Annotated in this window: 16 protein-coding genes; 7 read left to right on the forward strand and 9 right to left on the reverse strand. The window is 73.0% G+C overall.

Annotated elements, in window-relative coordinates; genetic code table 11:
• Positions 1-40 precede the first annotated feature (40 nt).
• The gene (locus ACSMXW_RS15860; RefSeq protein WP_485807119.1) at positions 41-748 is read right to left on the reverse strand and encodes a copper homeostasis protein CutC; all 708 of its coding nucleotides are present in this window, start codon (positions 746-748) and stop codon (positions 41-43) included.
• Positions 749-1,062: 314 nt separating this feature from the next.
• Positions 1,063-1,782, reverse strand: coding sequence for a maleylpyruvate isomerase family mycothiol-dependent enzyme (locus ACSMXW_RS15865; RefSeq protein WP_485807121.1), 720 nt, complete (start codon positions 1,780-1,782; stop codon positions 1,063-1,065).
• 223 nt (positions 1,783-2,005) lie between these two features.
• Between ACSMXW_RS15865 and ACSMXW_RS15870 the strand changes: the two genes are divergently transcribed.
• Both ACSMXW_RS15870 and ACSMXW_RS15875 read left to right on the forward strand, forming a co-directional pair.
• Positions 2,006-2,677: an HD domain-containing protein gene (locus tag ACSMXW_RS15870; RefSeq protein ID WP_485807123.1), complete on the forward strand. Its 672-nt coding sequence runs from the start codon at positions 2,006-2,008 to the stop codon at positions 2,675-2,677.
• Positions 2,678-3,088: 411 nt separating this feature from the next.
• Entirely contained in the window at positions 3,089-4,477 is a 1,389-nt protein-coding gene (locus ACSMXW_RS15875; protein ID WP_485808069.1) for a Cmx/CmrA family chloramphenicol efflux MFS transporter, read from the forward strand.
• Here ACSMXW_RS15875 and ACSMXW_RS15880 read toward each other — a convergent pair.
• Together ACSMXW_RS15880 and ACSMXW_RS15885 are read right to left on the reverse strand one after the other, a co-directional pair.
• Positions 4,368-4,673, reverse strand: coding sequence for a DUF4031 domain-containing protein (locus ACSMXW_RS15880; RefSeq protein ID WP_485807125.1), 306 nt, complete (start codon positions 4,671-4,673; stop codon positions 4,368-4,370). The two genes, ACSMXW_RS15875 and ACSMXW_RS15880, sit on opposite strands and share 110 nt — an antisense overlap.
• Positions 4,670-5,086: a hypothetical protein gene (locus ACSMXW_RS15885; RefSeq protein ID WP_485807127.1), complete on the reverse strand. Its 417-nt coding sequence runs from the start codon at positions 5,084-5,086 to the stop codon at positions 4,670-4,672. Before ACSMXW_RS15885 ends, ACSMXW_RS15880 begins: the two co-directional genes overlap by 4 nt.
• Positions 5,087-5,261: 175 nt before the next feature.
• Here ACSMXW_RS15885 and ACSMXW_RS15890 point away from each other — a divergent pair, with 175 nt between their 5' ends.
• Positions 5,262-6,188, forward strand: a complete 927-nt coding sequence (locus ACSMXW_RS15890; protein WP_485807128.1) for a MurR/RpiR family transcriptional regulator — start codon at positions 5,262-5,264, stop codon at positions 6,186-6,188.
• 630 nt (positions 6,189-6,818) lie between these two features.
• Positions 6,819-7,886, forward strand: a complete 1,068-nt coding sequence (gene murQ, locus ACSMXW_RS15895) for an N-acetylmuramic acid 6-phosphate etherase (protein WP_485807130.1) — start codon at positions 6,819-6,821, stop codon at positions 7,884-7,886.
• A gap of 577 nt (positions 7,887-8,463) precedes the next feature.
• Here murQ and ACSMXW_RS15900 read toward each other — a convergent pair.
• Together ACSMXW_RS15900 and ACSMXW_RS15905 are read right to left on the reverse strand one after the other, a co-directional pair.
• Positions 8,464-9,192, reverse strand: coding sequence for a GntR family transcriptional regulator (locus tag ACSMXW_RS15900; protein ID WP_485807132.1), 729 nt, complete (start codon positions 9,190-9,192; stop codon positions 8,464-8,466).
• A 420-nt stretch (positions 9,193-9,612) separates the two neighbouring features.
• Positions 9,613-13,011: an AfsR/SARP family transcriptional regulator gene (locus ACSMXW_RS15905; RefSeq protein WP_485808071.1), complete on the reverse strand. Its 3,399-nt coding sequence runs from the start codon at positions 13,009-13,011 to the stop codon at positions 9,613-9,615.
• A 1,203-nt stretch (positions 13,012-14,214) separates the two neighbouring features.
• Between ACSMXW_RS15905 and ACSMXW_RS15910 the strand changes: the two genes are divergently transcribed.
• Complete coding sequence (locus ACSMXW_RS15910) at positions 14,215-16,713, forward strand: tetratricopeptide repeat protein (protein ID WP_485807134.1); 2,499 nt, start codon at positions 14,215-14,217, stop codon at positions 16,711-16,713.
• A 296-nt stretch (positions 16,714-17,009) separates the two neighbouring features.
• On the opposite strand, the gene ACSMXW_RS15915 is transcribed toward ACSMXW_RS15910, so the two are convergent.
• A complete protein-coding gene (locus ACSMXW_RS15915) occupies positions 17,010-17,723 on the reverse strand; it encodes a hypothetical protein (RefSeq protein WP_485807135.1) in 714 nt (237 codons plus the stop codon).
• Positions 17,720-18,919, reverse strand: coding sequence for a hypothetical protein (locus tag ACSMXW_RS15920; RefSeq protein ID WP_485808072.1), 1,200 nt, complete (start codon positions 18,917-18,919; stop codon positions 17,720-17,722). The genes ACSMXW_RS15915 and ACSMXW_RS15920 overlap by 4 nt, the downstream gene beginning before the upstream one ends.
• Positions 18,920-19,852: 933 nt before the next feature.
• Here ACSMXW_RS15920 and ACSMXW_RS15925 point away from each other — a divergent pair.
• Both ACSMXW_RS15925 and ACSMXW_RS15930 read left to right on the forward strand, forming a co-directional pair.
• Positions 19,853-22,240 (forward strand): glycoside hydrolase family 9 protein, encoded by a 2,388-nt coding sequence (locus tag ACSMXW_RS15925; protein WP_485808073.1) that lies wholly within the window; start codon positions 19,853-19,855, stop codon positions 22,238-22,240.
• A 354-nt stretch (positions 22,241-22,594) separates the two neighbouring features.
• Complete coding sequence (locus ACSMXW_RS15930; protein ID WP_485807137.1) at positions 22,595-23,431, forward strand: undecaprenyl-diphosphate phosphatase; 837 nt, start codon at positions 22,595-22,597, stop codon at positions 23,429-23,431.
• Between the two features lie 203 nt (positions 23,432-23,634).
• Here the strand turns inward: ACSMXW_RS15930 and ACSMXW_RS15935 are convergent, their stop codons facing one another.
• Entirely contained in the window at positions 23,635-24,504 is an 870-nt protein-coding gene (locus ACSMXW_RS15935; protein WP_485807139.1) for an acyl carrier protein, read from the reverse strand.
• Between the last annotated feature and the right edge of the window lie 120 nt (positions 24,505-24,624).

The following is a 24,624-nucleotide window of genomic DNA, read 5'->3' on the forward strand; positions in this document are numbered from 1 at the left end:
GACCCGAGCCACACGACAAGCCGCGCCCGCCGGGGCGCCCTCACGCGTCGAGCGCGGCCCGCCACTCCCGCACCGCCCCGGGGGAGACCGGACCACCCCACCCCCCGGGGCGGGCCGCGCCGCCGATGTGGAACGCGCGCACACCGGCGTCCCGCAGCGCCGCCACATGCGCCAGCCGCAGTCCCCCGCCCACCAGCAGCTCCTGCTCGTACCCGGGCTCGCCGCGCCGCGCGGCCTCCGCCAGCAGCACCGGCATGCCGTGGTCGACGCCCCGGGCCGAGCCCGCCGTCAGATAGGTGTCGAGGCCGGTGGCATCGGCGAGCTGCTTCCGCAGCGCCTCCCGGTCCGCCGCATGGTCGATGGCCCGGTGGAACGTCCACCGGCACCCGCCGAGCTCGCCCACCAGCTCCTCCAGCATGGCGAGGTCCGGCGCCCCGGTCGCGTCCAGGAACCCGAGTACGAACTCCTCGGCCCCGTCCGACCGCAGCTCCCTCGCCCGGCGCACCAGCGCCGCCCGCTCACCGGCCGTGGCCGGCGTGAAGCCGTCCGCGAGGCGGATCATCACCCGCACCGGGACGCGCGCGGCGGCATGCACCGCGGCGAAGGTCGCGCGGGACGGCGTCAGCCCGTCGGCGGCCATCTCGGAGACCAGCTCAAGCCGGTCGGCGCCCCCTTCCTGGGCGGCCAGCGCGTCCTCGGCGTCGAGGGCGATCACCTCCAGCAGCGCACGGCCCGCAGGCTTGCTCATGGAACCCCGCTCCTCGCTCGACGGACGACAGCCTCAATTTACAGGTCTAGTCCACTGACCCACCGCCGGACCCGCACCGGCACCCCGAGGAGACGGACCACGCCGCGCCCCTGGAAAGCCCCCCGGGCGCCACCGGGCGCACGGCCTCATCGGTGCACCGGCACCACGTCTGCACCGGGGCACCACGGCTGCACCGGCACCACGGCTGCACCGGGGCACCGGCACCACGGCTGGGCCGGCCGGCACGGCCGCACCCGAAACACGGCCGGGCCGGAAGCACGGCCGCACCGACACCGCAGGAAGGAGCCCCGGCCTCACCGGTAAAACAGCAGATCCCTCTCCTTCGCCCCCGCCAGCTCATACCGCGCCCCCACCACCGGACGCCCCGTGTACAGCCGGACCAGCGTCGGGGAGTCGCCGATGTACCGGGCCGGCGGCGCGTCCCCGGCCGCTGCGCCGAGCAGCAGCGGCTCGTCCTGGTCGTCGAGGTCCGCGTGCAACGCCTGGTATCCGCGCTCCCGGCTGCACCGCGCGAGCAGCGCCAGCGCATACGGCAGCCCGTCCCCCGCGTACGCCCCCGGCTCGCCCAGCGCGTCCCGCACATCCCCGGCGTGCACCCACTCGCCGAGCGCCACCCCGTCCAGCGGGCCGCCGGCCTCGGCGATGGCCGGGCCGGCGTCGGTCATGCCCCGTTCCAGCTCGTCCAGCAGCCGCTCGAGCGGCCAGTCGGCGCGCTCGGCGATGTCCCGTTCGTTGCCCTCGGGCGTGAACGCCCCGTCACCGGTCCGGCCCTCCACCACCCGCAGCAGCGCGGCGCTGCAGTGGGCGACCACATGGCGGACCGTCCAGCCGGGGCACGCGGTGTAGAGGGCGAAGTCCTCGGCGTCGCGGGCGCGCAGCAGCGGCAGCAGCGCGTCGCGCTCGATCCGGAGCAGCTGCCCGGGGAGCTCGGGGTCGGACGCCTCCGCACCGGTCGCGGCACCGGGACGGCCGGCATGGCGCGCGTGGAGCACATCTCGTACGTCTGCAGTCATGACTCCACGCTAGAGGCAACCCCGCTCCCCGCACCCGGCCGGCGGCGGACCCGCCCCGGCCAGCCCCCGGAACCCACGGTCCCCGGAGCCCGCAAGCCCAGAACACACGACCCCCGGAACCCACGGTCCCCCGAACCCGCACCCAGCCGGCCGCCGTCCCGTCCGAGCCGGTCACGGAGAACCCGGAACCCGTCCCCCGAATCATCCGCACCCGCCCCCGATAATGGACCGCATGGCCCCCCTCCCGCCGCACCCCGCCCACGACGACCTGCGCGAGCGCTGGCGCGCGGCCCTGCTCGCGGCACGCGGCGGCGCGCCGGACCCGGACCCCGCGCCGTACGCCGAGAACCTCCTCGTCCGCTGGGCGGAGCCCCACCGGCGCTACCACACCACCGACCACCTGGTGGCCGTCCTCGACCGCATCGACGTCCTCCAGGCGCATGCGCGGGACGCGGCGGTGGTCCGGCTCGCCGCCTGGTTCCACGACGCCGTCTACCGGCCGGACCGCTCCGAGAACGAGGAGCGGTCCGCCGCGCTGGCCGAGCGCGCGCTGCCCGAGGCGGGGCTCGGTCCCGGCCCCACCGCGGAGGTGGCCCGTCTCGTCCGGCTCACCGTCACCCACGACCCGCGGCCCGCCGACGCGGACGGAGAGGTGCTGTGCGACGCGGACCTGGCGGTGCTCGCCGCGCCGGCGACGGAGTACGCCGCGTATGCGGCGGCGGTCCGTGAGGAGTACGGTTTCGTGCCGGACGACGCGTTCCGCGCGGGCCGCGCCGGCGTACTGCGCCAGCTCCTCGCGCTCCCCGCGCTCTTCCGCACCCCCTACGGTGCCGCCCACTGGGAGGCTCCGGCCCGCCACAACCTCAGCACGGAACTGGAGCTGCTCTCCGTATGACGCCGGCTCAGACGGGGAATGCGGCCGCAGGGAACACCCGTTCCCCTGAACATGCCTGCCCCCGAGCCCACCGGCCCGATCCCCCTGCCCGCTGACGCCGACACCGGCGTCGTCTCCGGCGCCGCCTCCGAGTCCGTTCACGACGCGGTCTCCGTCTCCGAGTCCGTTCACGACACCGTCTCCGTCTCCGTCTCCGTCTCCGTGCCCACCGCCGACACCCTCTCCACCCCGCACTCCGTCCCGCTCTCAGGAACGGCCGCGGCGGCGACCGGAGGCGCCCCGGCGCACACCGACTCGGCCACCGACGCGACCACCGGCTCGCCCACCGGCGCGACCACCGGCTCGACGGGCGCGGGCCCCCTCGACCCCACCACCCGTTCCCGCTCCGGCCGTTCCCCGTCCCGTTCCCGTATGCCGCTGGCCGTCTACGTCCTCGGCCTCGCCGTCTTCGCGCTGGGCACCAGCGAGTTCATGCTGTCCGGGCTGCTGCCGCCGATCGCCGACGACATGGGGGTGACCATCCCCCAGGCGGGCCTGCTGATCTCGGCGTTCGCGATCGGCATGGTGGTGGGCGCCCCGCTGCTCGCGGTCACCACGCTGCGGCTGCCGCGCCGCGCGACCCTGCTCGCCCTGATCGCCGTCTTCGGTCTGGGCCAGGTCGCGGGGGCGCTGGCGCCGACGTACGGAGTGCTGTTCGTGTCGCGGGTGGTGAGCGCCCTGGCGTGCGCCGGGTTCTGGGCGGTGGGCGCGGCCGTCGCCATCGCGATGGTGCCGGTGACGGCGCGGGCACGCGCCATGGCCGTGATGATAGGCGGCCTGTCGATCGCCAACGTGCTGGGCGTGCCGGCCGGTGCCTTCCTCGGCGAGGGCCTCGGCTGGCGCGCCGCGTTCTGGGCGGTGGGGGCGGCGTCCGCGATCGCGTTCGCCGGTATCGCGACCCTCATCCCGGCCATCCCCCGGCCGCGGCGGATGCCGCAACTGCGCCGCGAGGCGCGCATCTACCGGGACCGGCAGGTCTGGCTGTCGGTCGTCCTCATCGCGCTCTCCGGCGGTGCCGTCTTCTGCCTGTTCAGCTATCTCGCGCCGGTGCTGACGGAGGTGGCGGGCCTCGACGACGGCTGGGTGCCGACGGTGCTCGCGCTGTTCGGGGTGGGCGCGCTGATCGGTACGACGGTCGGCGGGCGGATCGCGGACGCGCACCTGTTCGGGGTGATGTCATCCGGCATCGCGGCGAGTGCGGTGCTGCTCGTGGCGCTCGCGCTGTTCAGCGGGTATCCCGTCGCGGCGGTGGGTCTTTCGCTGCTGCTGGGCGTCTCGGCGTTCTACACGGCTCCGGCGCTGAACGCCCGGATGTTCAACCTGGGCGGCGCCGCGCCGACGCTGGCGGGTGCGACCACCACGGCCGCCTTCAACCTCGGCAACAGCGGCGGCCCCTGGGTCGGCGGCACGGTGATCGACGCGGGCTTCGGCTACGCCGCCACGGCGTGGGCGGGCGCCGCGATGGCCGTGGTCGCGCTCGCGGTGGTGGCCGTCTCGGCGCGCCTGCACCGCGGCACGCCCGCGCCCAGCCGCCGGGTGGCCGGGAGCACGGGCTCCGGGGGGAGCACGGGCGCCGAGGGGAGCACGGGCGTCGCCGCCGGCGGAAGCGGGGGCACGGGCGCACGGGAAGAACCCCTTACCGCCGCTTCCGTCACCGCCCCTCCGGCGATCTCCCCTCCGGCGATCTCCCCTCCGGCAACCGCCCCTTCGGCCTCCGCAGCCCGGAAGCCGTCAGCAGGCGGACCACCTCACGGCTGCTGACCTCCACCGCGCCGGCGCGCACCGCGTCGGCGTACCGGTGCGACGGCAGGTCGTAGTGGTCGCGCTCGAACGCCCGGGGCGGCACGCCCAGGCGCCCGGCGAAGGCGTGCAGCTCGTCGTACGAGACATCGCTGACCAGGTGCGACCACATGCGGCCGTGCCCCGGCCAGGTGGGCGGGTCGATGTAGACGGTCATGCGGAGGGCGTCCCGCGGCCGTGCCCCGGCACGGTGCCGAGGTCCCCGACGGGGGCCACCAGCACGCCCGTCTCGTGGCACACCCACTGCGGGTCGGGGCCCAGCTCGGGGCGCACGTCGAGGATGTGCGGATCCTGGGTGTGGCACACGGGGCACAGCGGCCACCGCCCGTACGTCTCCAGCAGGGCGTCCTGCACGTCCTGGGCGACCAGGCCTGCGACGTACGCGGCGCCCTCGGGCCACTGCTCGACCCACCACCGCCGGTGCGCCACCGAGTCCTCGACCATGGAGACGACGTCGGCGTCCGCCACCTCCCCGGCCGCGAGGTCGGCCAGTACCAGCGCCCGCGCCGCGTGCAGCGCCCGCTCCAGGGCGCCGATCGCCGCCGCCCCGGAATCTCCCGAATCCGCCATGCACCCATTGTGCGCCGCGGCCGCGCGCCGGGTCCGGGGAGGCGCCCGGCCCGCCGTACAGGCCCGGTCCCGGAGGCGTCCGGGACCGGGCCGTGGCGCGCCGGCGCACGCGGGCCGTAACCTGCGCTCCCGCACCCCCTTGACCCGTCACCGTTTTCGAAAATATCTTTCAAAGGTGACCCAAGATGTGAAGGAAATTTTCCTGGGCGAGACGCCGCCGGCCCCGGCGGCCCTCGCCGCGAAGGTCCGCACCCTGGCGCCTTCCATGACCCGCTCCATGCAGCGCGTCGCCGAGGCGGTCGCGGGTGACCCCGCGGGGTGCGCGGCCCTCACGGTCACCGGACTCGCCGAGCTCACCGGCACGAGCGAGGCCACCGTCGTGCGCACCGCCCGCCTCCTCGGCTACCCGGGCTACCGCGACCTCCGCCTCGCGCTGGCCGGCCTCGCCGCCCAGCAGCAGTCCGGCCGCGCCCCCGCGGTCACGGCGGACATAGCGGTCGACGACCCCATCGCCGACGTCGTGGCGAAGCTCGCCTACGACGAGCAGCAGACCCTCGCCGACACGGCCGCCGCCCTGGACACGGTGCAGCTCGGCGCCGCCGTCGGCAGCCTCGCCGCCGCCCGCCGCATCGACATCTACGGCCATGGCGCATCCTCCCTGGTCGGACAGGACCTGGCGCAGAAGCTGCTGCGCATCGGCCTGATCGCGCATGCGCACGGCGACCCCCACCTGGCCATCACCAACGCCGTGCAGCTGCGCACCAAGGACGTCGCGATAGCGATCACGCACTCCGGCTCGACGGGCGACGTCATCGAGCCGCTGCGCGTCGCCTTCGAGCACGGCGCCACCACCATCGCCATCACCGGCCGGCCCGACGGCCCGGTCGCGCAGTACGCGGACCACGTCCTGACCACCTCCACGGCCCGCGAGAGCGAGCTGCGGCCGGCCGCGATGTCGTCCCGCACCAGTCAGCTCCTCGTCGTGGACTGCCTCTTCGTGGGCGTCGCCCAGCGCACCTACGAGACCGCGGCCCCCGCACTCGCCGCGTCCTACGAGGCGCTGGCCCACCGCCACACGGCCCGCCCCGGAAGCGGCCGCTGACCAGCGGCCCTCCGCGACCCGACCCGAACCGACCACGCACCGCCCCCCGACCCCGCCCGGCACCTTGCACCACCCCGACCACGTCCACCCGCACCCGGGGCGCACGCACCCGGTCCCCCCGTACCTCGCCCCCCGTACCTCGTCCCCCTGTACCTCGTCCACCCGCGCCGTCCCGCCACGCCGCCAGGCGCCCGGCCCGTGCGGCCCGTACGCTGGGCGGCCCGCAGCCGGCGTCCCGCCGTGGACGCGCTCCGCGGCGCGCACCCGGACCGTGCCGGTGCCCCGGCTGCCGTCCCCCGACTCCACCGCACCGCGTCCCACGCGACACACCGTGTGACAACGCCCCCATGACAAGCCCATGTGACAACGGTCACCGTGACAACGGCGTCACATCCCAACCACCCCCACGACACCGGCCCCACACGACACCGGCCCCACACGACACCGGACTCACACGACACCGGACTCACACGACACCGGACTCACGTGACACCGGCCCCCGACGACAACAGCCCGAGACGACAAGGGCGCAGACCCCCACGGCCCGAGACGACAACGGCCCAGACCCCCACGGCCCGAGACGACAACGGCCCAGACGACAACGGAAAGCACCGGAAAGAGCCGCACCCCATGACCTCCACACCCGACGACCCCACCACGCCCGCAGCGGGCGGCCCGACGTCCGGCTCGGGCTCGGCCTCCGGCGCGAGCTCGGCCTCCGGCGCGGACCCCGCCCCGGCCGCCTCGTCCCCCGCGCCCGTCCCCGGGTCCCCGGAGACGTACAGCGCACTCCGCACGGAGCTGGCGTCCCTCACCACCGAGGCGTTCCGCCCGGAGCTGGCGGAGATCGACCGGCTGCCGACCGAGGAGATCGCCAGGCTCATGAACGGCGAGGACACCACCGTCCCCGCCGCGGTCGCCGCGCGGCTGCCGCAGATCGCCGCGGCCATCGACGCCACCGCCGAGCGGATGTCCCGCGGCGGCCGGCTGATCTACGCGGGCGCGGGCACCGCGGGCCGGATGGGGGTGCTGGACGCCAGCGAGTGCCCGCCCACGTTCAACACGGACCCGTCCGACGTGGTGGGCCTGATCGCGGGCGGCCCCGGGGCCATGGTCACCTCGGTGGAGGGCGCCGAGGACTCCGGGGAGCTGGCTGCCCGGGACCTCGACGACCTGGCGCTGACCGGCGAGGACGTGGTCGTGGGCATCTCGGCGTCGGGGCGCACCCCGTATGCGGTGGGCGCCGTCGAGCACGCCCGGGCGCTCGGCGCGCTGACCATCGGCCTGTCGTGCAACGCGCACAGCCCGCTCGCGGCCGCCGCCGAGCACGGCATCGAGGTCGTCGTCGGCCCGGAGCTGCTCACCGGCTCCACCCGCCTGAAGGCGGGCACGGCACAGAAGCTCGTCCTCAACATGATCTCGACGATCACGATGATCCGCCTGGGCAAGACCTTCGGAAACCTGATGGTCGACGTCCGCGCCTCCAACGAGAAGCTGCGCGCCCGCTCCCGCCGCATCGTCGCCCTCGCCACGGAGGCCTCCGACACCGAGATCGAGGAGGCCCTCACGGCGACGGGCGGCGAGGTGAAGAACGCGATCCTGATGATCCTCGGCAAGGTCGACGCACCGACGGCAGCCCGCTTGCTGTCCGGGACCGGGGGGCACCTGCGGGAGGCGTTGTCGGAGGCGGCGGGGTAGCGGACCCGGGGGCACGCGGCGCCCTGGGCGTACGCTCCGGTGGGGGCTGTACCGGGTGCGGGGCGGCCGGGGAGACCTTGGGGCCGCCCCCTCCCCTGCGGACGTTCCCCTCGCCCCACCGGGCCGAAGCCGGTTCTTCCGAAAGCCGCCGCGGGACCGGGCCGGCCCACGGCGCTCGGCACCATGGCCGGGCAGAGCCTTCGGCGTAAGGAGCCCCGGCCCTGACTCGGGTGACTGGCTGAGAGAGCAGTACGCCGACCGTGACGCGCACGGTCGGCGTCGACGACAGCTACTGAGTGACTGAGTGAGTCTGCGGCGCGATCGGCAGCATGATCTCGGTGGCGGCAACTATGGCGACGAGTGCAGCCACGCCGACGATGAGCGCCGCGATTTTTTTGGTCATTCAGATCCTAAGTACCGGGAGTACGGGTCGAGAAGCGCTGGGGATCGAGGCCCTTGGCCTTGATTGCGGAGACTCACTCTAGACCACTCGGGTCAGTCGTCTCATCTACTCAGCCACCTGGTCACCTACGGTCCATACAGAACAAGATGACTTAGCATGTGGCCGCCGACGACCTCACTCCAGGCGATAGACCCCGTCCAGTGCGCGCCCGTCAGGAGGCAGTAGGACCTCGACGACCTGAAGAGTACGTCCGGACAGGTCGCGTACCGCGGCGAGCACGCTCAGCAGCCACTCGCGACCGCGCAGTCCGAGGAGGCGGGATTCGTCATCCGAGGCCGGCCGTGTGGACACATGCTCGTGGACATTGTCGTAGCGCACCTTCTTACGGGCCTCCACGTGCGAGCGCGCACTCTCCTCCAGTGGGTCCGGGTCCGCGAGTTCGGTGCCTTCGACCATCTCCTTGGAGAAGTAGGAACACACGACCTCGGTCGGTTCGCCGTCCTCCTCGACCAGGAAGCGCCGGAGGACCACCATCGTCCGCTTGGGGACGTCCAGCAGCTCGGCAATGCGCTCCGGTGCCCGAACGAAGCCGACGTCCACCACCTGGCCTTGCGTCTGGCTCTCACCCCGCTCCAAGGCAATCCGCACAGGCCGTGCCCGCTGCTCGACGGCTTCAGGACGCCCACGCACGACGGTGCCGAATCCCTGCCTGGACTCGATCCAGCCATCACGCTTCAGGAGTTCGAGTGCGCGCACCACGGTGGGACGTGACATTCCAAAGGACTGCGCAAGCTGGCTCTCGCTCGGCACACGCGTCCCGGGCTGGTACGTCCCCTCTTCGATCCGGCGCCGGATGACCTGTGCGAGGCGTACATACTTCGGCGCCTCCACCTCGTATGTCATCCGTCATCCCGTTCAGATTGTGCCCATCAATCGACCAAGAGCCTAGCTCGCTACGCACGACTACAAATGGGACAATTCACACGTCACCCACACGCCCTGACAAACATCTCTCACACGATTGTCGCGCATACCAAAAAAGGATCATAGCAACAGTGGCGGAATTCATATCACCCCCCAGCCAGGGCATCTGACGCCCTCGCAGGCGCACTCAAAGGCCAGACGAGGTCACACCGGGGGAGATTCACGACTGCGTGTTTGCTCCACGAGTGCCTGCTTCGCTTGGGCGAATGCTTCGCAATGGCTAAGACTATGCCACTGGCAGTATGCCCCACCGGTCCCGGCCGGCCGGGACCTTCGACCCGACGGCACAGTCAGGCGTGATGTCGCCGCAGGGAACGGACACCTTGTGACCGCGGTCGGTCACGCGGCCGTCGTGCGACCCAACTCCCGGATACGGTCGCTGAGTCGGACCACCTCTTCCGGGCTGTGCCCTCGTACCGCGTCGACAGCCTGCCGAAGCAGAGCCATCGCCTCATCCTTGGCGTCCCGCTCCAGGCAGACATCGGCCAGCGCCTCTCTGGACCTGACGCTTTCGATTCTGTCGTCGGTTCGGTCTGCAAGATCCATGGCCTCGCGAAAGTGATCGGCCGCAGCGCTGGTCCTGCCGAGGGCCAACTCCGCCTCACCCAGGCCACGATGAGCAATCTCCTGCTCACGCGTTGCACCGATCTCATCGGCAACAAGCAGGGCGTTGCGGTGGCATTCGATGGCCTCCTCCCAGTGCTCCGATCTGAGGAAGAGCTGCCCTGTGCCATTCAGAGTATGCGCCTGGTTCTTCCTGTCGCCGAGCAGCCGGAACAAGCTGAGCGCGTCCCTCTGCAGTGAAATGGCGGAACGGGTCGAGGAAGGATCGCCGGAATTGGCCACGAGATCTGCAAGATTGATCGTCGCGGCGGCCAGTTCCTGTCGATTTCCCGAGGCGCGCATGAGAGGGATCGCCTCCTCGAAACAGGCACGTGCGTCGTCGTTCCTCTGCAGCCGCTTGAACAGGTTTCCTGTGTTGTTCAGAGCCCTGGCCAGTCGTCTGCCGTCACCGGAGGACTGGAAGCCCCGAACCGCCTTACGGAAGTACTCAAGAGATCTGTCGTAGTCTCCCAGGTAGAGAAGCGTGGTGCCCAGTGCGTTCTCCACAGCCGCCCTGCCCCCCTCCGTCCCGGAAGCCACCCTGATTGCATAGGCACGTTCGAGAAGTGCCAGGCTCCGACTGTGTTCACCAAGGCCGAGATGGAGAATCGCCAGGGCATGGCACGCTTCGGCTTGGACATCCGGATCGGCCGTCTCCTCGGCGAGTCTCAGCGCCTCTTCCCCCGTGGCCGCCGCCGCCGCATACCGCCCGGTCTGCACACCGGCGGTGGTGAGGCACAGCAGTGCGCGGCACAGGGCGCGGTGATCGGCGAGGCGGCGCCAGTGGTCCGCCGAGTTGCCGGCCACCTCTCTCGCCTCGTCCCAGTAGCACTCGGCGTCCAAGTAGGTGGCCAGGTACTGGCCGAGGACGGCCGCCTGATGGGCTGCGCCATGGGAGAAGGCGTGCCGTGCGATGGCCAGCAGGGCCTCTCGTTCCGTCTCGAACCAGACCTTCGCGCTGTCCGCGGTCGGATGGAACGGGAGCGGCCCGGGCATGATGCCATGAAACGCAGCGGGCTCGATGCGATGCGGATACGCCAGGCGCTCAGCCTGGTCCGCCGTGCAGATGAAGTAGTCCATCAGGCGGGCCACAGCTCCGTTGCGCTCGGGTCCGCTGTCCTCGGCCTGGCACAGCAACGTTGCGTATTCGCCCAGCAAGCTGTGGTAACTGTGCCGGTTCGGTGCGGTCTCCTGGAGGAGGTGGCACGACAGCAGCGCCTCAAGCAGACGTTCGGCCTGTTGCAGCGGCACGTCCAGCAGGGCAGCGGCCGCCTCCGCCGAGAAACCCGCTCCCGGGTGCAGACTCAGGAGACGGAACGCGCGGCGTTCGGCCGGGCCGAGCACGCGATACGACATCGAGAAGGCTCGGCCCACGCCTCGGTGCGTGTCCATGTCGCTGAGTTCACTGAGTCGGCCCGTGCCGCGCCCGAGGCGCTCGGTCAGCGTGTTCAATCCCCAGGTGGGCCTGCCGCGGAAACGCATGGCGGCTATCTCGACGGCCAACGGAAGATAACCGCAGTAGCGGACGATGCGGGCGACCTCTATGAGGTCGCGCGTGCGCTCTTCGCCGCCGAGCCGCCGGAAGAGGGCGATCGCGTCCTTCTGCGAGAGCGCCTCCAGTGTCATGGAGTGTGCGTCGGGCAGGCCGGCGAGATACCGGCGGCTGGTGATGATCACCGCCGACTCGGAGTCCCCCGGCAGCAGCGGCCTCGCCTGGGCCGTGTCCGCCACGTCGTCGAGCACCACGACGCAGCGACGGCCCGCGAGCATGGCTCTCCACAGTGCGGCACACTCGTCGACGTTCACCGGCACCGACTCCGGCTGGACTCCGAGCCCGCGCAGCAGGATGCCGAGTGCGGCCTCAGGTTTGAGCGGGCCCTGGGAGCCCTCGTGGCCTTTGAGATTGATGTACAGCTCGCCGTGCGGGAACCTGTCGGCGAGTCGGTAGGCCGCGCTCACGGCGAGGGCGGTCTTCCCGACGCCCGGCATCCCGGAGACTGTGATGAGCCCGGCAATCCGGCCATGGCCCGCACACACGGCTGTGGTGAGCTGGTGCAACTCAGTGTGCCGGCCCTCGAGGGGGACCTGGCGCGGTAGCATCCGCGGACGGGGCGCCACCGACGGCAGTTCGTCTGTGTCCACCAGGCCACGCGGGGCCCACAGCTCATGCTTCGACGGACTCCCGGCCGGTCCCGCGCCGGCGGCCGGTGCCGTCCGGGTGGAAACCGGCTCCCCGGTCTCTGCACGAGTCCCGCCCTCCGCAGCCGGCGCCACGGCGGAGGCCCGCGGGACGACGACCGTCGTTCCCCCGGCCCCGGGTACAGCATCGCGCAATAGATCCGGAATGGGACGCCTCGCGACCACTCCCTCATAGATCCGTTCCAGGGCGGCTCCGGGCTCGGCACCGAATCGAGCACGCAACACCTGCCTGAGCCGCTGGTGGACCCGGACCGCGTCGCCGTGTCGGTCGCTGCCGTGGCAGGCGAGCATCAGGTGGCCGGCAAGCTGCTCGTCTTCCGGGTTGCGCTCGACGATGTCGGATAAGTCCTCCACCACCGCCTCGAAGCGGCCCAGGCGCAGAGAGGCCGCGCTACTGAGGGCCGTCGCCCTGAGGAACTCCTGCTCCAGGGACTTGCGCACCTGCTTGGGCCAGAGGCCGGGCAGTCCGGCCAGCGGCTTTCCGCGCCACAAGGAGCGTGCCTCAGCGAACAGCGCCACGGTCCGCTCGTCCTCGCCGTGTGCGGACGCCCTGCGGGCGAGGTCACACAGCCGCCGAAACCGGTGGCGGTCTATGTGTTCGGGATCGACCTCCAGGGTGTAGGTGTGAGCACGGCCGCTGATGGTGGGCGTCGCACCTCTCACGGAACTCGCCGTGCCCTCGCGCCCAGTCGCATGATCAGCGTTCCGCTCCAGCTCCGCGGCCTCCGACAGTTGCCTGCGCGCTCGGGAGACATGCGAGTACAGACGTTCCCGGGCATGGGGGAGATCGCCCTCCCACAGGCGCTCGACAAGTGTGTCGCTGGCGATCGGCTTACCGGCCTCCAAGGCGAGAACGGCGATGAGGGAGCGCACCTTGTCGGATGTCAGTTCGAAAATGCACCCACCGGCACGGAGTTCCACCGGACCGAGGAGCATGATGTCCACCAGCGAACCTCCCGCTGGTACATGAATCGTCGGCACGTCACGGTTTCGGCGCACTTGTGGTCGGTTTGACGTGTTTCCGTTCGAGGATGGCACGGGGTCCGACGGGGCCGCCAGGGCGGCGCGCCGGGCGGTGTGGTGGGCACTGGCCGGTATTCCTCCGCGTGGTTTCCGGCGTGTCGGTAGGTGATCGCTTTCGGAGTGAGCGCCGGGCGAGGAGAGGGGTCGGAGAAATCGCATTGGTGAATGCGACGGCACCCGTACCGGTTACTTCTGATGTTCGTGAAGTGCGGCACTCTGCGGCGGTCCGTCAAGCCCGCCTCAGTGGTTGACCTGTGTGTTCGCGCCCTTCACAGTCCAGAACGGACAGTTATGCCCAGGCCATAGACCGCTCTGTTCTGCGATCTTCCGCCCGGGCTTCCCTGACCCCTGCCGACGGCCGGACGCACATTGGCCAAATTCACAACTCTCCCAGAGCCTTGACGGCCGCAGGCGGCGAGAGAGGGGGCGGACCGCGTACGGATCGAACTGTACGGGTGGGGCCATGCACTGTACTGGTCGGTCGTGTTCTGTTCGGGTGTCGATCATTGTTCTCTCTCGTTGTGGGTACGAACACGCAAAGAACGACCACTGCTGACCTCATGAACGACCACTTCGCAGTCGCGGAGAGGCGGGGCCGGAGAGCCGGGTGGTCCGGCGGCCCTGCGGCCGGGCGGCCGGGCGGCCGGGCGGCCGGGTGAGCGGCGGTCGGCAGACGGTGGCGGCCGGACATCGGGGGGACGGGCGTATGGGCACGGTCACGCGCGCCGGGATCGAGGAACTGGTGGCCGTGGCGCTCCGCGGGCCGGACGGTCCGGGTTCCGGAGCTGGTGCAGAGCACGCCAGCCGTGCGGGAGCGGCGTATGTGCGGCGGGCGTTGGGCGCCCTCGTCACCGCGGCCGCACACGCCGGGCCGGACCCCGCCGACCACGGGCGCTCCGAGCTGGACCGCGCCGACCACGGGCAGGCCGGGGCGGCCCCACCGGCGGCGGGCACGCCTCGACGAGCCCGCCGACCGACCCCGAGTCCGCCCCGGAGTCCGGCCCGGAGTCCGATCCGGAGCAGCGTCAGGGTCCGGGCCGGGTCCAGGGTCCAGGGCCCAGCGGTCTGGAGGCGCTCTGGGAGCAGGCCCTCGCCTCACCGGCCGACCGCACGTCCGTGCGGGCGTTCGCGGACAAGCTCCTCGAACACGCCGGGGCACGCCCGGAACTGGATGCCGAACTCTCCGGCCTCGTGGCGCTCCTCGCAGAACGGGATCCGCACTTAGCCGGAACGGCGCTCCCGGCGGAGGAAGCCGCACCGGGATCCGAATCCGGGTCCACACCCGCACCCGCTCCCCCGCCCGCCCCCAGACAGGCCAACTCCATCACCGCGGGTGCCCACGTCCACGGCCCCGCCCTCCAGGCCGGCGACATCCACGGCTCCGTGCACATCCACGCCGGCCCCTCCTTCCCTCCGGGCGCCTACCCTCCGACCGCCTACCCGCCGAGCGCATTCCCCCCGGTCGCCTACCCCCCAGGCGCCTATCCGCCGGGCGCCTTCGTGCCCGGCACCGGCACCGGCACCGGACCGGGCCCCGGACCCGGCGGTGTCCCGGGCTACCCGCCGCCGGGCACCGCCCCCGCGCCGTCCCCGCCGCCCGCTCTCCACCAACTGCCCCCGACCCCCGCCCACTTCTCCAGCCGGGCCCCCGACCTGGCCGCGCTCGACGTGCTGTTGCGGGAGAAGACCGCGCACGCGCCGCTGCTGATCGTCGTCAACGGCCCCCCGGGCGTCGGCAAGACGACCCTCGTCTCGGCGTGGCTGCACACGGTCGCGGAGGACTTCCCCGACGGGCAGATGTACGCCGACCTGCGAGGGCACTCCGCCGTGCGGCCCGCGCAGCCGACGGAGATCCTGGGGCAGTTCCTGCGCGCGCTGGGCGCCGGTTCCGTCCCCGCGGAGGCGAGCGAGCAGGTCTCCCTGTGGCGGTCCATGACCGCCGGGCTCCGGCTCGCGGTGATGCTCGACAACGCCTTCACGGCCGCCCAGGTTCGCCCACTGCTGCCCGGCAGCCCGGGCTGCGTCACCGTCGTCACCAGCAGGAACCGGCTGACCGGCCTCGGCGTGGACGGCGCGCGGTTCCATCCGCTCCGGGTGCTGGACACCGATGCGGGGCTCGCCCTCCTCGCAGGCGGCATCGGGCGACGGCGCATGGCGGGCGAGCCGGCCGCCGCGCGGCGCGTGGTGGAGCTCTGCGGAGGGCTGCCGCTCGCCCTCTGCCTGGCCGCAGCCCGGCTCGCCGCCCGCCCCCGGCAGCCCGTCCGGACCATGGCCGACGCACTGGCCCGCGACGCGGGCCCGCTGACCGTCCTCACAGTGGAAGGAGAGACCGCGGTGCGCAGCGCACTCGACCTCTCGTACGCCGCCCTCGGCCCCGCCGCCGCCCGCCTCTACCGCACGCTCGGGGTGCTGCCCCTGCGGACGTTCGACGCCCGCGCCGCCGCCGCGGCCGGTGCGCTCCCGCGGGACGAGGCGGAGCGGCTGCTCGACGAGCTGATCGAGGCCAACCTCCTGGAGGAGGCCAGACCCGGGCCCGACGACTGCCGCTTCCACGATCTCGTCAGGGACCACGCCCGCGACCGGGCCACGGCCGAGGACGGCTCCGGGGCGGCCGCGGCAGAGGCCGTGCGGCGGGTCTGCGACCTCTACCTCGCGACCGCCACCGCCGCGGAGCAGTTGCTCACCCCGGCGCAGTTCGTCCTCTCCCGCGACTACGCCCACCCGCCCGCGGAACCCGCCGGGTTCGCCGACGACGCGGCCGCGCTGCACTGGCTCGACGCCCAGCGGCAGAACCTGATGGCCTGCGTCCGGGCCGCTGCGGAACGGGAGTGGCACGACACCGGGTGGCAACTCGTCGACGCGTGCTGGCCGCTGTTCCTGCGGCTGCGCCACTACGACCTGTGGTTCGAGGCGCACGAGATCGGCCTCGACTGCGCCCGCCACTCCGGGCATCCCGAACGGCGCGAGGCGGAGCGCCAGATGCTGAACTCCGGCGCCATCGGCCTGACCGCGGCCCGCCGCACGGACACCGCCATCGCCTGGTACCAGGACGCCCTCGCGGCGGCCCGCGCCGCCGGCGACGTCCGTGACGAGGGCCAGGCGCTGCACGGCCTGGGCACCTGTCACCGCGACGCCGGACGCCCCGAGCAGGCGGCCACGTTCCTGCACCGCGCCATCGACACCTGGCAGGGCTGCGGGTACGTGCGGGGAGTCGCGCTGTCGCTGATCGTGCTCGGGGAGGTGCTCCTCGACACGGGGCGGCCCGAGGACGCCGTGGACCGTCTCACCCGCGCCCACGGCATCCTCGCCGGCGTGCACGACCCCCATGACACGGCCCGTGCCCTGGCACTGCTCGGCCGCGCGCGGGTCGTCGCGGGCGACCACGACGCCGGCGTGCGGGAACTCGGCCGGGCACTCGGCGTGTTCAGCGCCGCGGGATCGCTCCACTGGCAGGCCCGGACACGGGAGATGCTCGGCGACAGCGCCCTGGAACGAGGCGACCGGGAGGCCGCCCTGGACCACTTCGCGGCGGCCCGCACCCACTACGAGACCACCAGTCCGGCCGACGCACGACGGGTGCGGGAGCGGGTGAACCAGGTAGCGGATGAGGGGTGAGGGACGGCGGCCGTCCGGACGGGGCCTCTTCACGCAGGGCCACTTCTGACGCGGCCACTTCGGACACGGCCACTTCCACGCAGTCCCTTCGGACGCAGCCACTTCGGACACGGGCCCCTCCGGACACGGGCCCCTCCGGACACAGGCCCACTCCGGACCGGACGCGGCCGCTCCGGACGCGGCCGGGAGCGTCCAAGGGGCGGGACCATGCGTCGCGGTGGTGAGGCCGCCCCGGAACCCGGGAACCCCCGGGGAGACGGGCCGGCCCCAGAGGCCGGCCCGCCATGGTGCCGGGGTCAGCACCGGAGGACGAGCGTGGCCGACGCCAGCTCGTCGAGGTCCCGTCCGGCCACCAGCCAGGCGTGCAGGCAGGACGGCAGGAGCAGGTGCCGCTCGGGGAGGACGGGCGCGGACATGTCGGCGCCGGACGGGGACGGTGTCCGGGGCGCCCAGGCCGTCCGGACGTGGTGGACGTCCCCGGCCGGCCGGGCGACGGCCCAGCCGCCGTCGGCGCGCGGCACCGCGGCCAGCAGGCAACCGCCGTGCCCCGTCGCCAGCTCCGCCGCTGCCCGTGCGGACCGTTCGTGGGACCGCGGTCGGCTGCGCAGCAGGACGTCCGCCTGAGCACACAGGTCGTGGGCGTGCCGGCCCGTCGGCACGCACCGGTCGCCCGGCGCACCGTCCGCGGCGGGCTCCGCGCGCCCGCCGTACCAAAGGCCGTCGACGTCCACGGCAAGGTGCTCGTCCAGCACCCGCACCCCGGCCGCCGACCCAGCGGGCACCGGCGCCCCGGGCACCGGCGCCCCGGGCGCCTCGGCCTCCCATGCCAGCAGGGAGTACCCGTACGCGTCCGAGGGACCCCGGGAGTCCCGGGGGCCCCGGGGGTCCTCCCCACCGGGCCGCACCGTCACCGTCAGCACCGGCCCCCGAACGCGGGGCCCGCGCAGCGCGTCCCGCGCCACCGCCTCCGGCACCTCGCCCAGGACGGCCACCATGACGCAGCGCATCACGCCGGCACCTCCCCTCGTGCGTCGTCGGGGCCGGCCGCCGCGCCCCGTGCCGTCCACTCCTCCAGCGGGGGCGGCAGCGGGAGGGGGACGGTCACCGGTTCGTGGGCCGGCTGGCCGAGGCCGAGGAGCCGGTACATCAGGCGGCGCATGGTGCGGTTGAAGCGGCCCGGCTCGGAGGTGATCCGGGCGGCGATGGCGGCGTACTCGTCCCGGCGGTACTCGGCGAGCGCGTACTCCAGTTGCTTCGGGAGCGGGTGCGTCGGGCTGAGCGCGGGCGCCGTCATGGCGAGGGCCGCGGCGGGCGAGGCCGGGTTGATCTCCTGCTCGGGCGAGGCGGCCAGCAGGATCGGGGCACCGGTCAGCGTGCCGTAGAGGGTGACCGAGCCATGGTCGCCGATGATCCAGTCGCCGGCCAGCAGCACGGGGCGCCAGTCGGCCTCGGGCGGCACGACCGAGACCCCGCGCCGGGTGCAGTGCGCCAGCCAGGTCCGCACCTGCCAGGCGCTGTGCCCCGACCAGACGTTGGGGTGGACCAGCACCGCGACGCGGAACCGGTCCGCGGGCAGCTCGGCGGTCAGCCGGGGCAACAGCGCCTCGATCCGGCCGAACGACGAGTGCGGGCCCCAGGTGGAGACGGCGACGACCAGCTGCCGCCCGTCGTCGAGGCCGAGCGCACGGCGGTATGCGGCGCGGTACGGCAGGCTCGCCGTGATCCGGTCGTGGACCGGGTCGCCGACGACGTGGGCGACGGGCAGCGCCTCCGGGCAGCTCTGTGCGAGCACCCGCAGCTCGTCGGTGTGCGGCAGCACCAGCGCGGCCGGCAGGGTGCGGCCGTCCGGCAGGATGTCGCGGCGGCGCAGCCCGGCGACCCCGGCCTCGGCGGGGCCGGCCTCGGTGATCCGCTTGAGGTAGGCGGCCCCGTGCGGCAGAGCGACCAACGGCGCCCGGACGTCCGAGACACCGCCGGGTCCGGCGGCCAGGGCCAGGTCGAACGTCATCCTGGTGGCGGTCTCCCAGGGCAGCACCGCGCTGCCCAGCTCCGCGAGGAAGCGGGGCACCTCGTCGCCGAAGACGTGCGGCGGCGCGGTGAACAGCACCTGGATGCGGAAGTCCGCCTCCAGCAGCGCCAGGACGTCGAGCAGCCGCTTGACGTAGGTGACGGTGTGCACGATCGCCAGCACCCGCTTGGCCCCCACCTTGGTGAGCCACTGGCGACCGGAGGGCCCGGCGCCGCCGGACGCCCGGCCGTCGCGGCACTCCTCCGGCTGCACACCGGGCCCATGGGATCCGGGCAGCCCCTGCGGAGACGGCCCCCGCGGAGGCAGCCCCGGTGAAGGTGGTGACGTTGCCGTGTTCCAGACAGACATGACAATCCCCCGTGCTTCCTCTGCCGCCGCGCGGATGGGCTCCGCGGCCGGACAGATGGGTTGGCAGATTCCGGTTGGCGGGCCCGCGGTCCACGGGCCACTGCAGGGGGTGGTCACCAGCCGATCCGACGGATTGCCTGCCAAATCCTCGAAGCGCCCTTGCCGTTGCCTTGCAGAAACCTTGCCGAGCCCCATTCCCGGGAGCACGCGGGCGCGCCGGGGGTGCCCGCCGCGATCGGGGCGCCGAATACGGCGCACGCGACCTTCGCACAACGTCCGCCAACGCGCCAGAGCCGCCCCCGCGCCCACCGCAACCGGAGCATGACGGCCCGGTACACCCCGCATCCCGACACACCCCGCAGCCGGAAAGACGCCGCGCCCCATCCCACGCGCACCCCGACCACCACCTGCCGCGTTACACAGGTGAAGTCCCGGAAGCTTCCAACGTCTTGACGAACCTTTGGGCAACCCACCACGATGCGGGGGTATGGGAGCGCTCCCATACCCCCGATGCCCCACGACACGTGGGCCTCCGCTCCGATGGTCATATCGCCCCCCGCGAATGGAGCCGCCGCTCGCCGCCCGACCCAGCTCGCCGAGTCGATCGACCCTCTGCTCACCGACGTTGCCCCTGTTACCCGGAAGGATCCGACCGTGACCCAACCCCCCGTTCAGGAAGCCGCCGGTGCGGCCCGTGTGCGGCGTGGGCGGCGTGGCAGACCGGTGTTCCGCCTGGTCGCCGCGCTCGCCTGTGCCGGGCTGATGGCCGGCGCGCTCGCCGCGAACGCCTCCGCCGCGCCCGTGGCCCCGGCCGCCGGATCCGCCGCCGGCGCCGGCGCCGGCGCCGGCGCCGAGGAGATCGTCAACGGCGACTTCGCGGACGGCGCCACGGCACCCTGGTGGTGGACCGCGAACAACCCGGCCTCGGTGGTCGACGGCCGGCTCTGCGCCGACGTGCCGGCCGGCACCGCCAACCCGTGGGACGCCATCATCGGGCAGAACGACCTGCCGGTGACCGCAGGCGAGACCTACGCGCTGACGTACACCGCGAGCGCCACGGTCCCGGTGACCGTCACCACCAACGTCCAGCGGGCCACGGAGCCGTACACCCAGTACTTCACGTCGGCGGACCAGCTCACCGACGAGCCGAAGACGTTCCAGCAGACGTTCACGGCGAAGACGGACGACGCCGCGGCGCAGCTCGCGTTCCAGATCGGCGGCAGCGACGAGGCGTACACGTTCTGCGTGGACGACATCTCGCTGACGGGCGGCGCTCAGACGCCCCCGTACGACCCGGACACCGGCTCACCGGTCCGCGTCAACCAGGTCGGCTACCTGCCCGACGGGCCGAAGACCGGCGTGTTCGTCACGGACGCGACCACGCCCGCCGCCTGGTTGCTGAAGGACGCCGACGGCACAGAGGTGGCGAGCGGGACGACCACGCCGCGGGGCGTGGACAAGTCGTCGGGCCAGAACGTGCAGTCGTTCGACTTCAGCGACGTCACGGCGCACGGCGACGGCTACACGGTGACGATCGGCGACCAGACCAGCGAGCCGTTCTCCATCGGCGCGGACATCTACAGCGACCTGCGCAAGGACGCGCTCCAGTACTTCTACGTGGAGCGCAGCGGCGTCGAGATCCGCGGCGACCTCGTCGGCGACGCCTGGGCGCGGCCCGCGGGGCACCTGAACGTCGCCCCGAACAAGGGCGACAACAACGTGACCTGTGTCGCCGCCCACCCCTGCGACTACACCCTGGACGCGGCCGGCGGCTGGTACGACGCCGGTGACCAGGGCAAGTACGTGGTGAACGGCGGCATCGCGACGGCCCAGCTGCTGTCGGGCTACGAGCGGACGCTGACCGCGAAGGGCGCGTCGAAGGACGCGCTGGGCGACGGCACGCTGCGGGTGCCCGAGCGGGGCAACGGTGTGCCGGACATCCTGGACGAGGCCCGCTGGGAGCTGTCGTTCCTGATGTCGATGCAGGTGCCGGAGGGCGAGGAGCTGGCCGGCATGGTCCACCACAAGCTGCACGACGCGCAGTGGACCGCGCTGCCGACCCAGCCCACCGACGACGACCAGCCGCGTGAGCTGCACCCGCCGTCCACGGCGGCCACGCTCAACCTCGCCGCGGCCGCCGCACAGGGCGCCCGGCTCTTCGAGGACCACGACCCGGCGTTCGCCGGCAAGTTGCTGGCCTCGGCCCGCACCGCGTACGACGCGGCGGTGGCGCACCCGGCGGTCTACGCCCCCGCGACGGACTCCACGGGCGGCGGCGCGTACAACGACGACAACGTCACGGACGAGTTCTACTGGGCCGCGGCCGAGCTGTACCTCACCACCGGTGAGGCCGCCTACCGCGACGCGGTGCTGGACTCCCCGCTGTGGGGCGAGACCGCGGACGTCTTCCCGCAGGGCGGCTTCTCCTGGGGCTCGACGGCCGCGCTGGGCGCGCTCGACCTGGCGACGGTGCCCAGCGGGCTCACCGCTGCGCAGCTCGCCGAGGTGCGCGGCGAGGTCACGGCCGCGGCCGACGGGTACGCCGCGGACGCCGCCGAGGCCGCGTACGGCATGCCGTACGACCCGGAGGGCGGCCACTGGGTGTGGGGCTCCAACAGCCAGGTGCTCAACAACGCGGTGGTGCTCGCCACGGCCGCCGACCTGACCGGCCGGGCGAAGTACAAGGACGCCGTGCTGGGCGCCGTCGACTACATCCTCGGCGAGAACCCGATGAACCAGTCGTACGTGACCGGTTTCGGCGAGCGCGCGACGCAGAACCAGCACAACCGCATCTACGCCCACCAGCTCGACGCGGACCTCGCCCATCCGATCGCCGGCTCGATGGCGGGCGGCCCCGACGACGCGCTGGAGGACCCGAAGGCGGAGCAGAAGCTCGCGGGGTGTGTGGCCGCGATGTGCTACATCGACGACATCGAGTCCTACTCGACCAACGAGATGGCGATCAACTGGAACGCGCCGCTGGCCTGGGTGGCGTCCTACGTGGACGACCTGGGCACCGCGGCCGGCCCCCAGGGCCCCGACGGTTCCCACGACCACCACGGCCACGGCTCTCACGGCCACGGCGGCCACGGGCACGGCGGCCACGGGCACGGCGGCCACGGGCACGGCCACGGCGGTCACCGGGGGTGAGCCGGCCCACACGGTAGTGCACCACTGAGAGACGAACGGCCGGGGCGCCCCGTGGGGGGACACCCCGGCCGTTCCCAGGACGCCCCATCGTCCGGGCCCACCCCAGAAGGGGCGCGGGGAACTGCGCGCTCAGCCCCCACCGGCGGACGATCCCGCAACGACCGGACCACCCCGCCCGGAGGGCAGACGCCCGCCCGGAGGGCGCCCTCCGCAGGGGCCCGCCGGCCAGGCGGCCCGGGTGGCCGGGTGCCCACCGCCCGCCCGGGCGGGCCGCACGCCCAGTGCGCGGTACGGGCCCGCGAGCCCGCTCCAGTACAGTCGCTTCCGTCTCCCCCGCGCATAAGGACGGATCACGTGAGCGCCATCAACACGGGCCAGGCCACGGTCCTCGGGATCGTCGAAGGGATCACCGAATTCCTTCCCGTCTCCTCCACCGGCCACCTGAAGATCACCGAAGGCCTGATGGACATCCCGGTCGACGACAAGTCCGTGGTGGCGTTCACGGCGGTGATCCAGGTCGGGGCCATCGCCGCGGTGTTCGTCTACTTCTTCAAGGACATCGTGCGGTTCGTCCGCGCCCTGTTCAGGGGCATCGCCAACCGCGAGGAGCGCTATCACCACGACTACAAGTTCGCCTGGTGGGTGATCTACGCCACCATTCCGATCGTGGCCGTGGGCCTTGCCGCGAAGCCGCTGATCGAGGGGCCGCTCGCCTCGCTCTGGGTGGTCGCGGGGTCGCTGATCGTGGGCAGCGCGGTGATGTGGGCGGCCGACCAGATGGGGCGGCACAAGCGCGGTGAGGACGACACGTCGTTCAAGGACGCCATGCTGGTGGGCTGCTCGCAGATCCTGGCGCTGCTCTTCCCCGGCTTCTCGCGCTCCGGCGCCACCATGTCCACGGCGCTCGTCCTCGACCTGGACCGGGTGGCCGCGACCCGGCTGTCGTTCTTCCTCGGCCTGCCCGCGCTCACCGGCGCCGGCGTCTACGAGCTGAAGGACGCGGTGGGCGGCGGCGCGCCCGTGATGCCGCTGGCGGTGGGCACGGCGGTGTCGTTCGTGGTGGCCTACGGCTCCATCGCCTGGCTGCTGAAGTTCGTCGCCAAGCACTCCTTCAACGCCTTCGTGCTCTACCGCATCGCGGTCGGCGTCCTGCTCTTCGGGCTCCTGGGCACGGGCGTCCTGAACGCGTAGGGCACCCGAAGGGAGGCTCCGCCGCGGGGCCGCGCCCGGCCCCCACCGGCCGGGCAGCCGACGACGAAACCACAAGGGGCCGGGCGGAACGCCCGGGACCACGGACCGAGGGCCCGCTGCCGGTGGAGACGGCAGCGGGCCCTCCACCGTGACGGCGCTCACCACGCCGGGGCGAGTCCGGCCCGGCGGACCACGGAGGAGGGTCAGGGCGCCGAGACGTTCGTCACCGGCAGATCCTGGCCGGCACGCGAGATGTAGTAGTCGTCCGGCGCGGAGAAGACGGCGAAGTCCTGGTAGTAGTCCTTCACCTTGAGGCTGACGGTGAAGTTGCCGGCGGCGTCGGCGGTGGTCTGGGCGTTGTACTCGCTCTCGTAGTACCCGCGCAGGAAGACCCGGGTGCCGGCGACGGGCCCGTGCCCGTCGGGGAAGATCACCTTGCCCGTCACGGTGAGGGTGTCACCGGCGCGCACCTTGGTCTTGTTGACCTTGTAGGTGATGCCGCTGCTGACCGACGGGGTGTTGACGTAGGCGTCGGCGTAGACGAGGTCCTGGTCGGTGGGGTCCTCCGGCGGGTCGTAGTCCGCCCAGAACTGCACCTCGTGGAGCGGGTTCAGGAAGGGGCTGGGCGTGCTGTCCCAGCGGTCCGCCGTGACGCCGGGGACGGTGAAGCGGCCGTTCTCGTCCGTCTGGAAGGTGCCGAGGCTCCGGCTCTCCCGCTCCACGGGGTCGATGGGGTCGCCCCACGGGTTCCAGGTCTCGTACAGCACTGCCTCGCCGAGCGAGACGGGGGCGTTCGCGACCGGGGTGCCGTCGTCCCGGGTGAGCACGCCGGTGACGTCGACCGTGCGGCTGACGAAGTCGGGCGAGGCGGGGTCGGTGGTCAGGGCGAGGTGGTAGCCGGCCGCGGCGGTGGAGGCGGTGCCGGGTTCGGCGGCGGTACCGGGTTCGGCGGCGGCGCCGTGCGCGGCGGCGCCGGACCCGGCGGGGAGGGCCTGGGCCGGCAGCACACCGGCCGCGGTCGTGGCGAGGGCGAGCAGGGCGGTCGCGGCGAGGCGCGCCGTGGTGGGACTCATGTGCACGTGCAGCTCCGTGGTCGAGGCGGCCGGCCGGTTGGTACGGCCGGCCGGTTCGTCTTGCCGGCGGCGCCCCTGGCGTGCCGGCACCCGTTGGACCGCAAGCGGTGGGGCGCGGTT

It is taken from the genome of Streptomyces sp. DSM 116793, assembly GCF_057320905.1.

Bases quoted from the DNA above. Each gene is read 5' to 3' on its own strand.
- ACSMXW_RS15905 (WP_485808071.1), bottom strand. From the start codon at position 13,011: ATGCTCCTCGGTCCGGTGGAACTCCGTGCCGGTGGGTGCATTTTCGAA.
- ACSMXW_RS15880 (WP_485807125.1), bottom strand. From the start codon at position 4,673: ATGACCGTCTACATCGACCCGCCCACCTGGCCGGGGCACGGCCGCATG.
- ACSMXW_RS15925 (WP_485808073.1), top strand. From the start codon at position 19,853: ATGGCCGGCGCGCTCGCCGCGAACGCCTCCGCCGCGCCCGTGGCCCCG.
- ACSMXW_RS15875 (WP_485808069.1), top strand. From the start codon at position 3,089: ATGCCGCTGGCCGTCTACGTCCTCGGCCTCGCCGTCTTCGCGCTGGGC.
- ACSMXW_RS15885 (WP_485807127.1), bottom strand. From the start codon at position 5,086: ATGGCGGATTCGGGAGATTCCGGGGCGGCGGCGATCGGCGCCCTGGAG.
- ACSMXW_RS15900 (WP_485807132.1), bottom strand. From the start codon at position 9,192: ATGACATACGAGGTGGAGGCGCCGAAGTATGTACGCCTCGCACAGGTC.
- ACSMXW_RS15865 (WP_485807121.1), bottom strand. From the start codon at position 1,782: ATGACTGCAGACGTACGAGATGTGCTCCACGCGCGCCATGCCGGCCGT.
- ACSMXW_RS15860 (WP_485807119.1), bottom strand. From the start codon at position 748: ATGAGCAAGCCTGCGGGCCGTGCGCTGCTGGAGGTGATCGCCCTCGAC.
- murQ (WP_485807130.1), top strand. From the start codon at position 6,819: ATGACCTCCACACCCGACGACCCCACCACGCCCGCAGCGGGCGGCCCG.
- ACSMXW_RS15870 (WP_485807123.1), top strand. From the start codon at position 2,006: ATGGACCGCATGGCCCCCCTCCCGCCGCACCCCGCCCACGACGACCTG.
- ACSMXW_RS15935 (WP_485807139.1), bottom strand. From the start codon at position 24,504: ATGAGTCCCACCACGGCGCGCCTCGCCGCGACCGCCCTGCTCGCCCTC.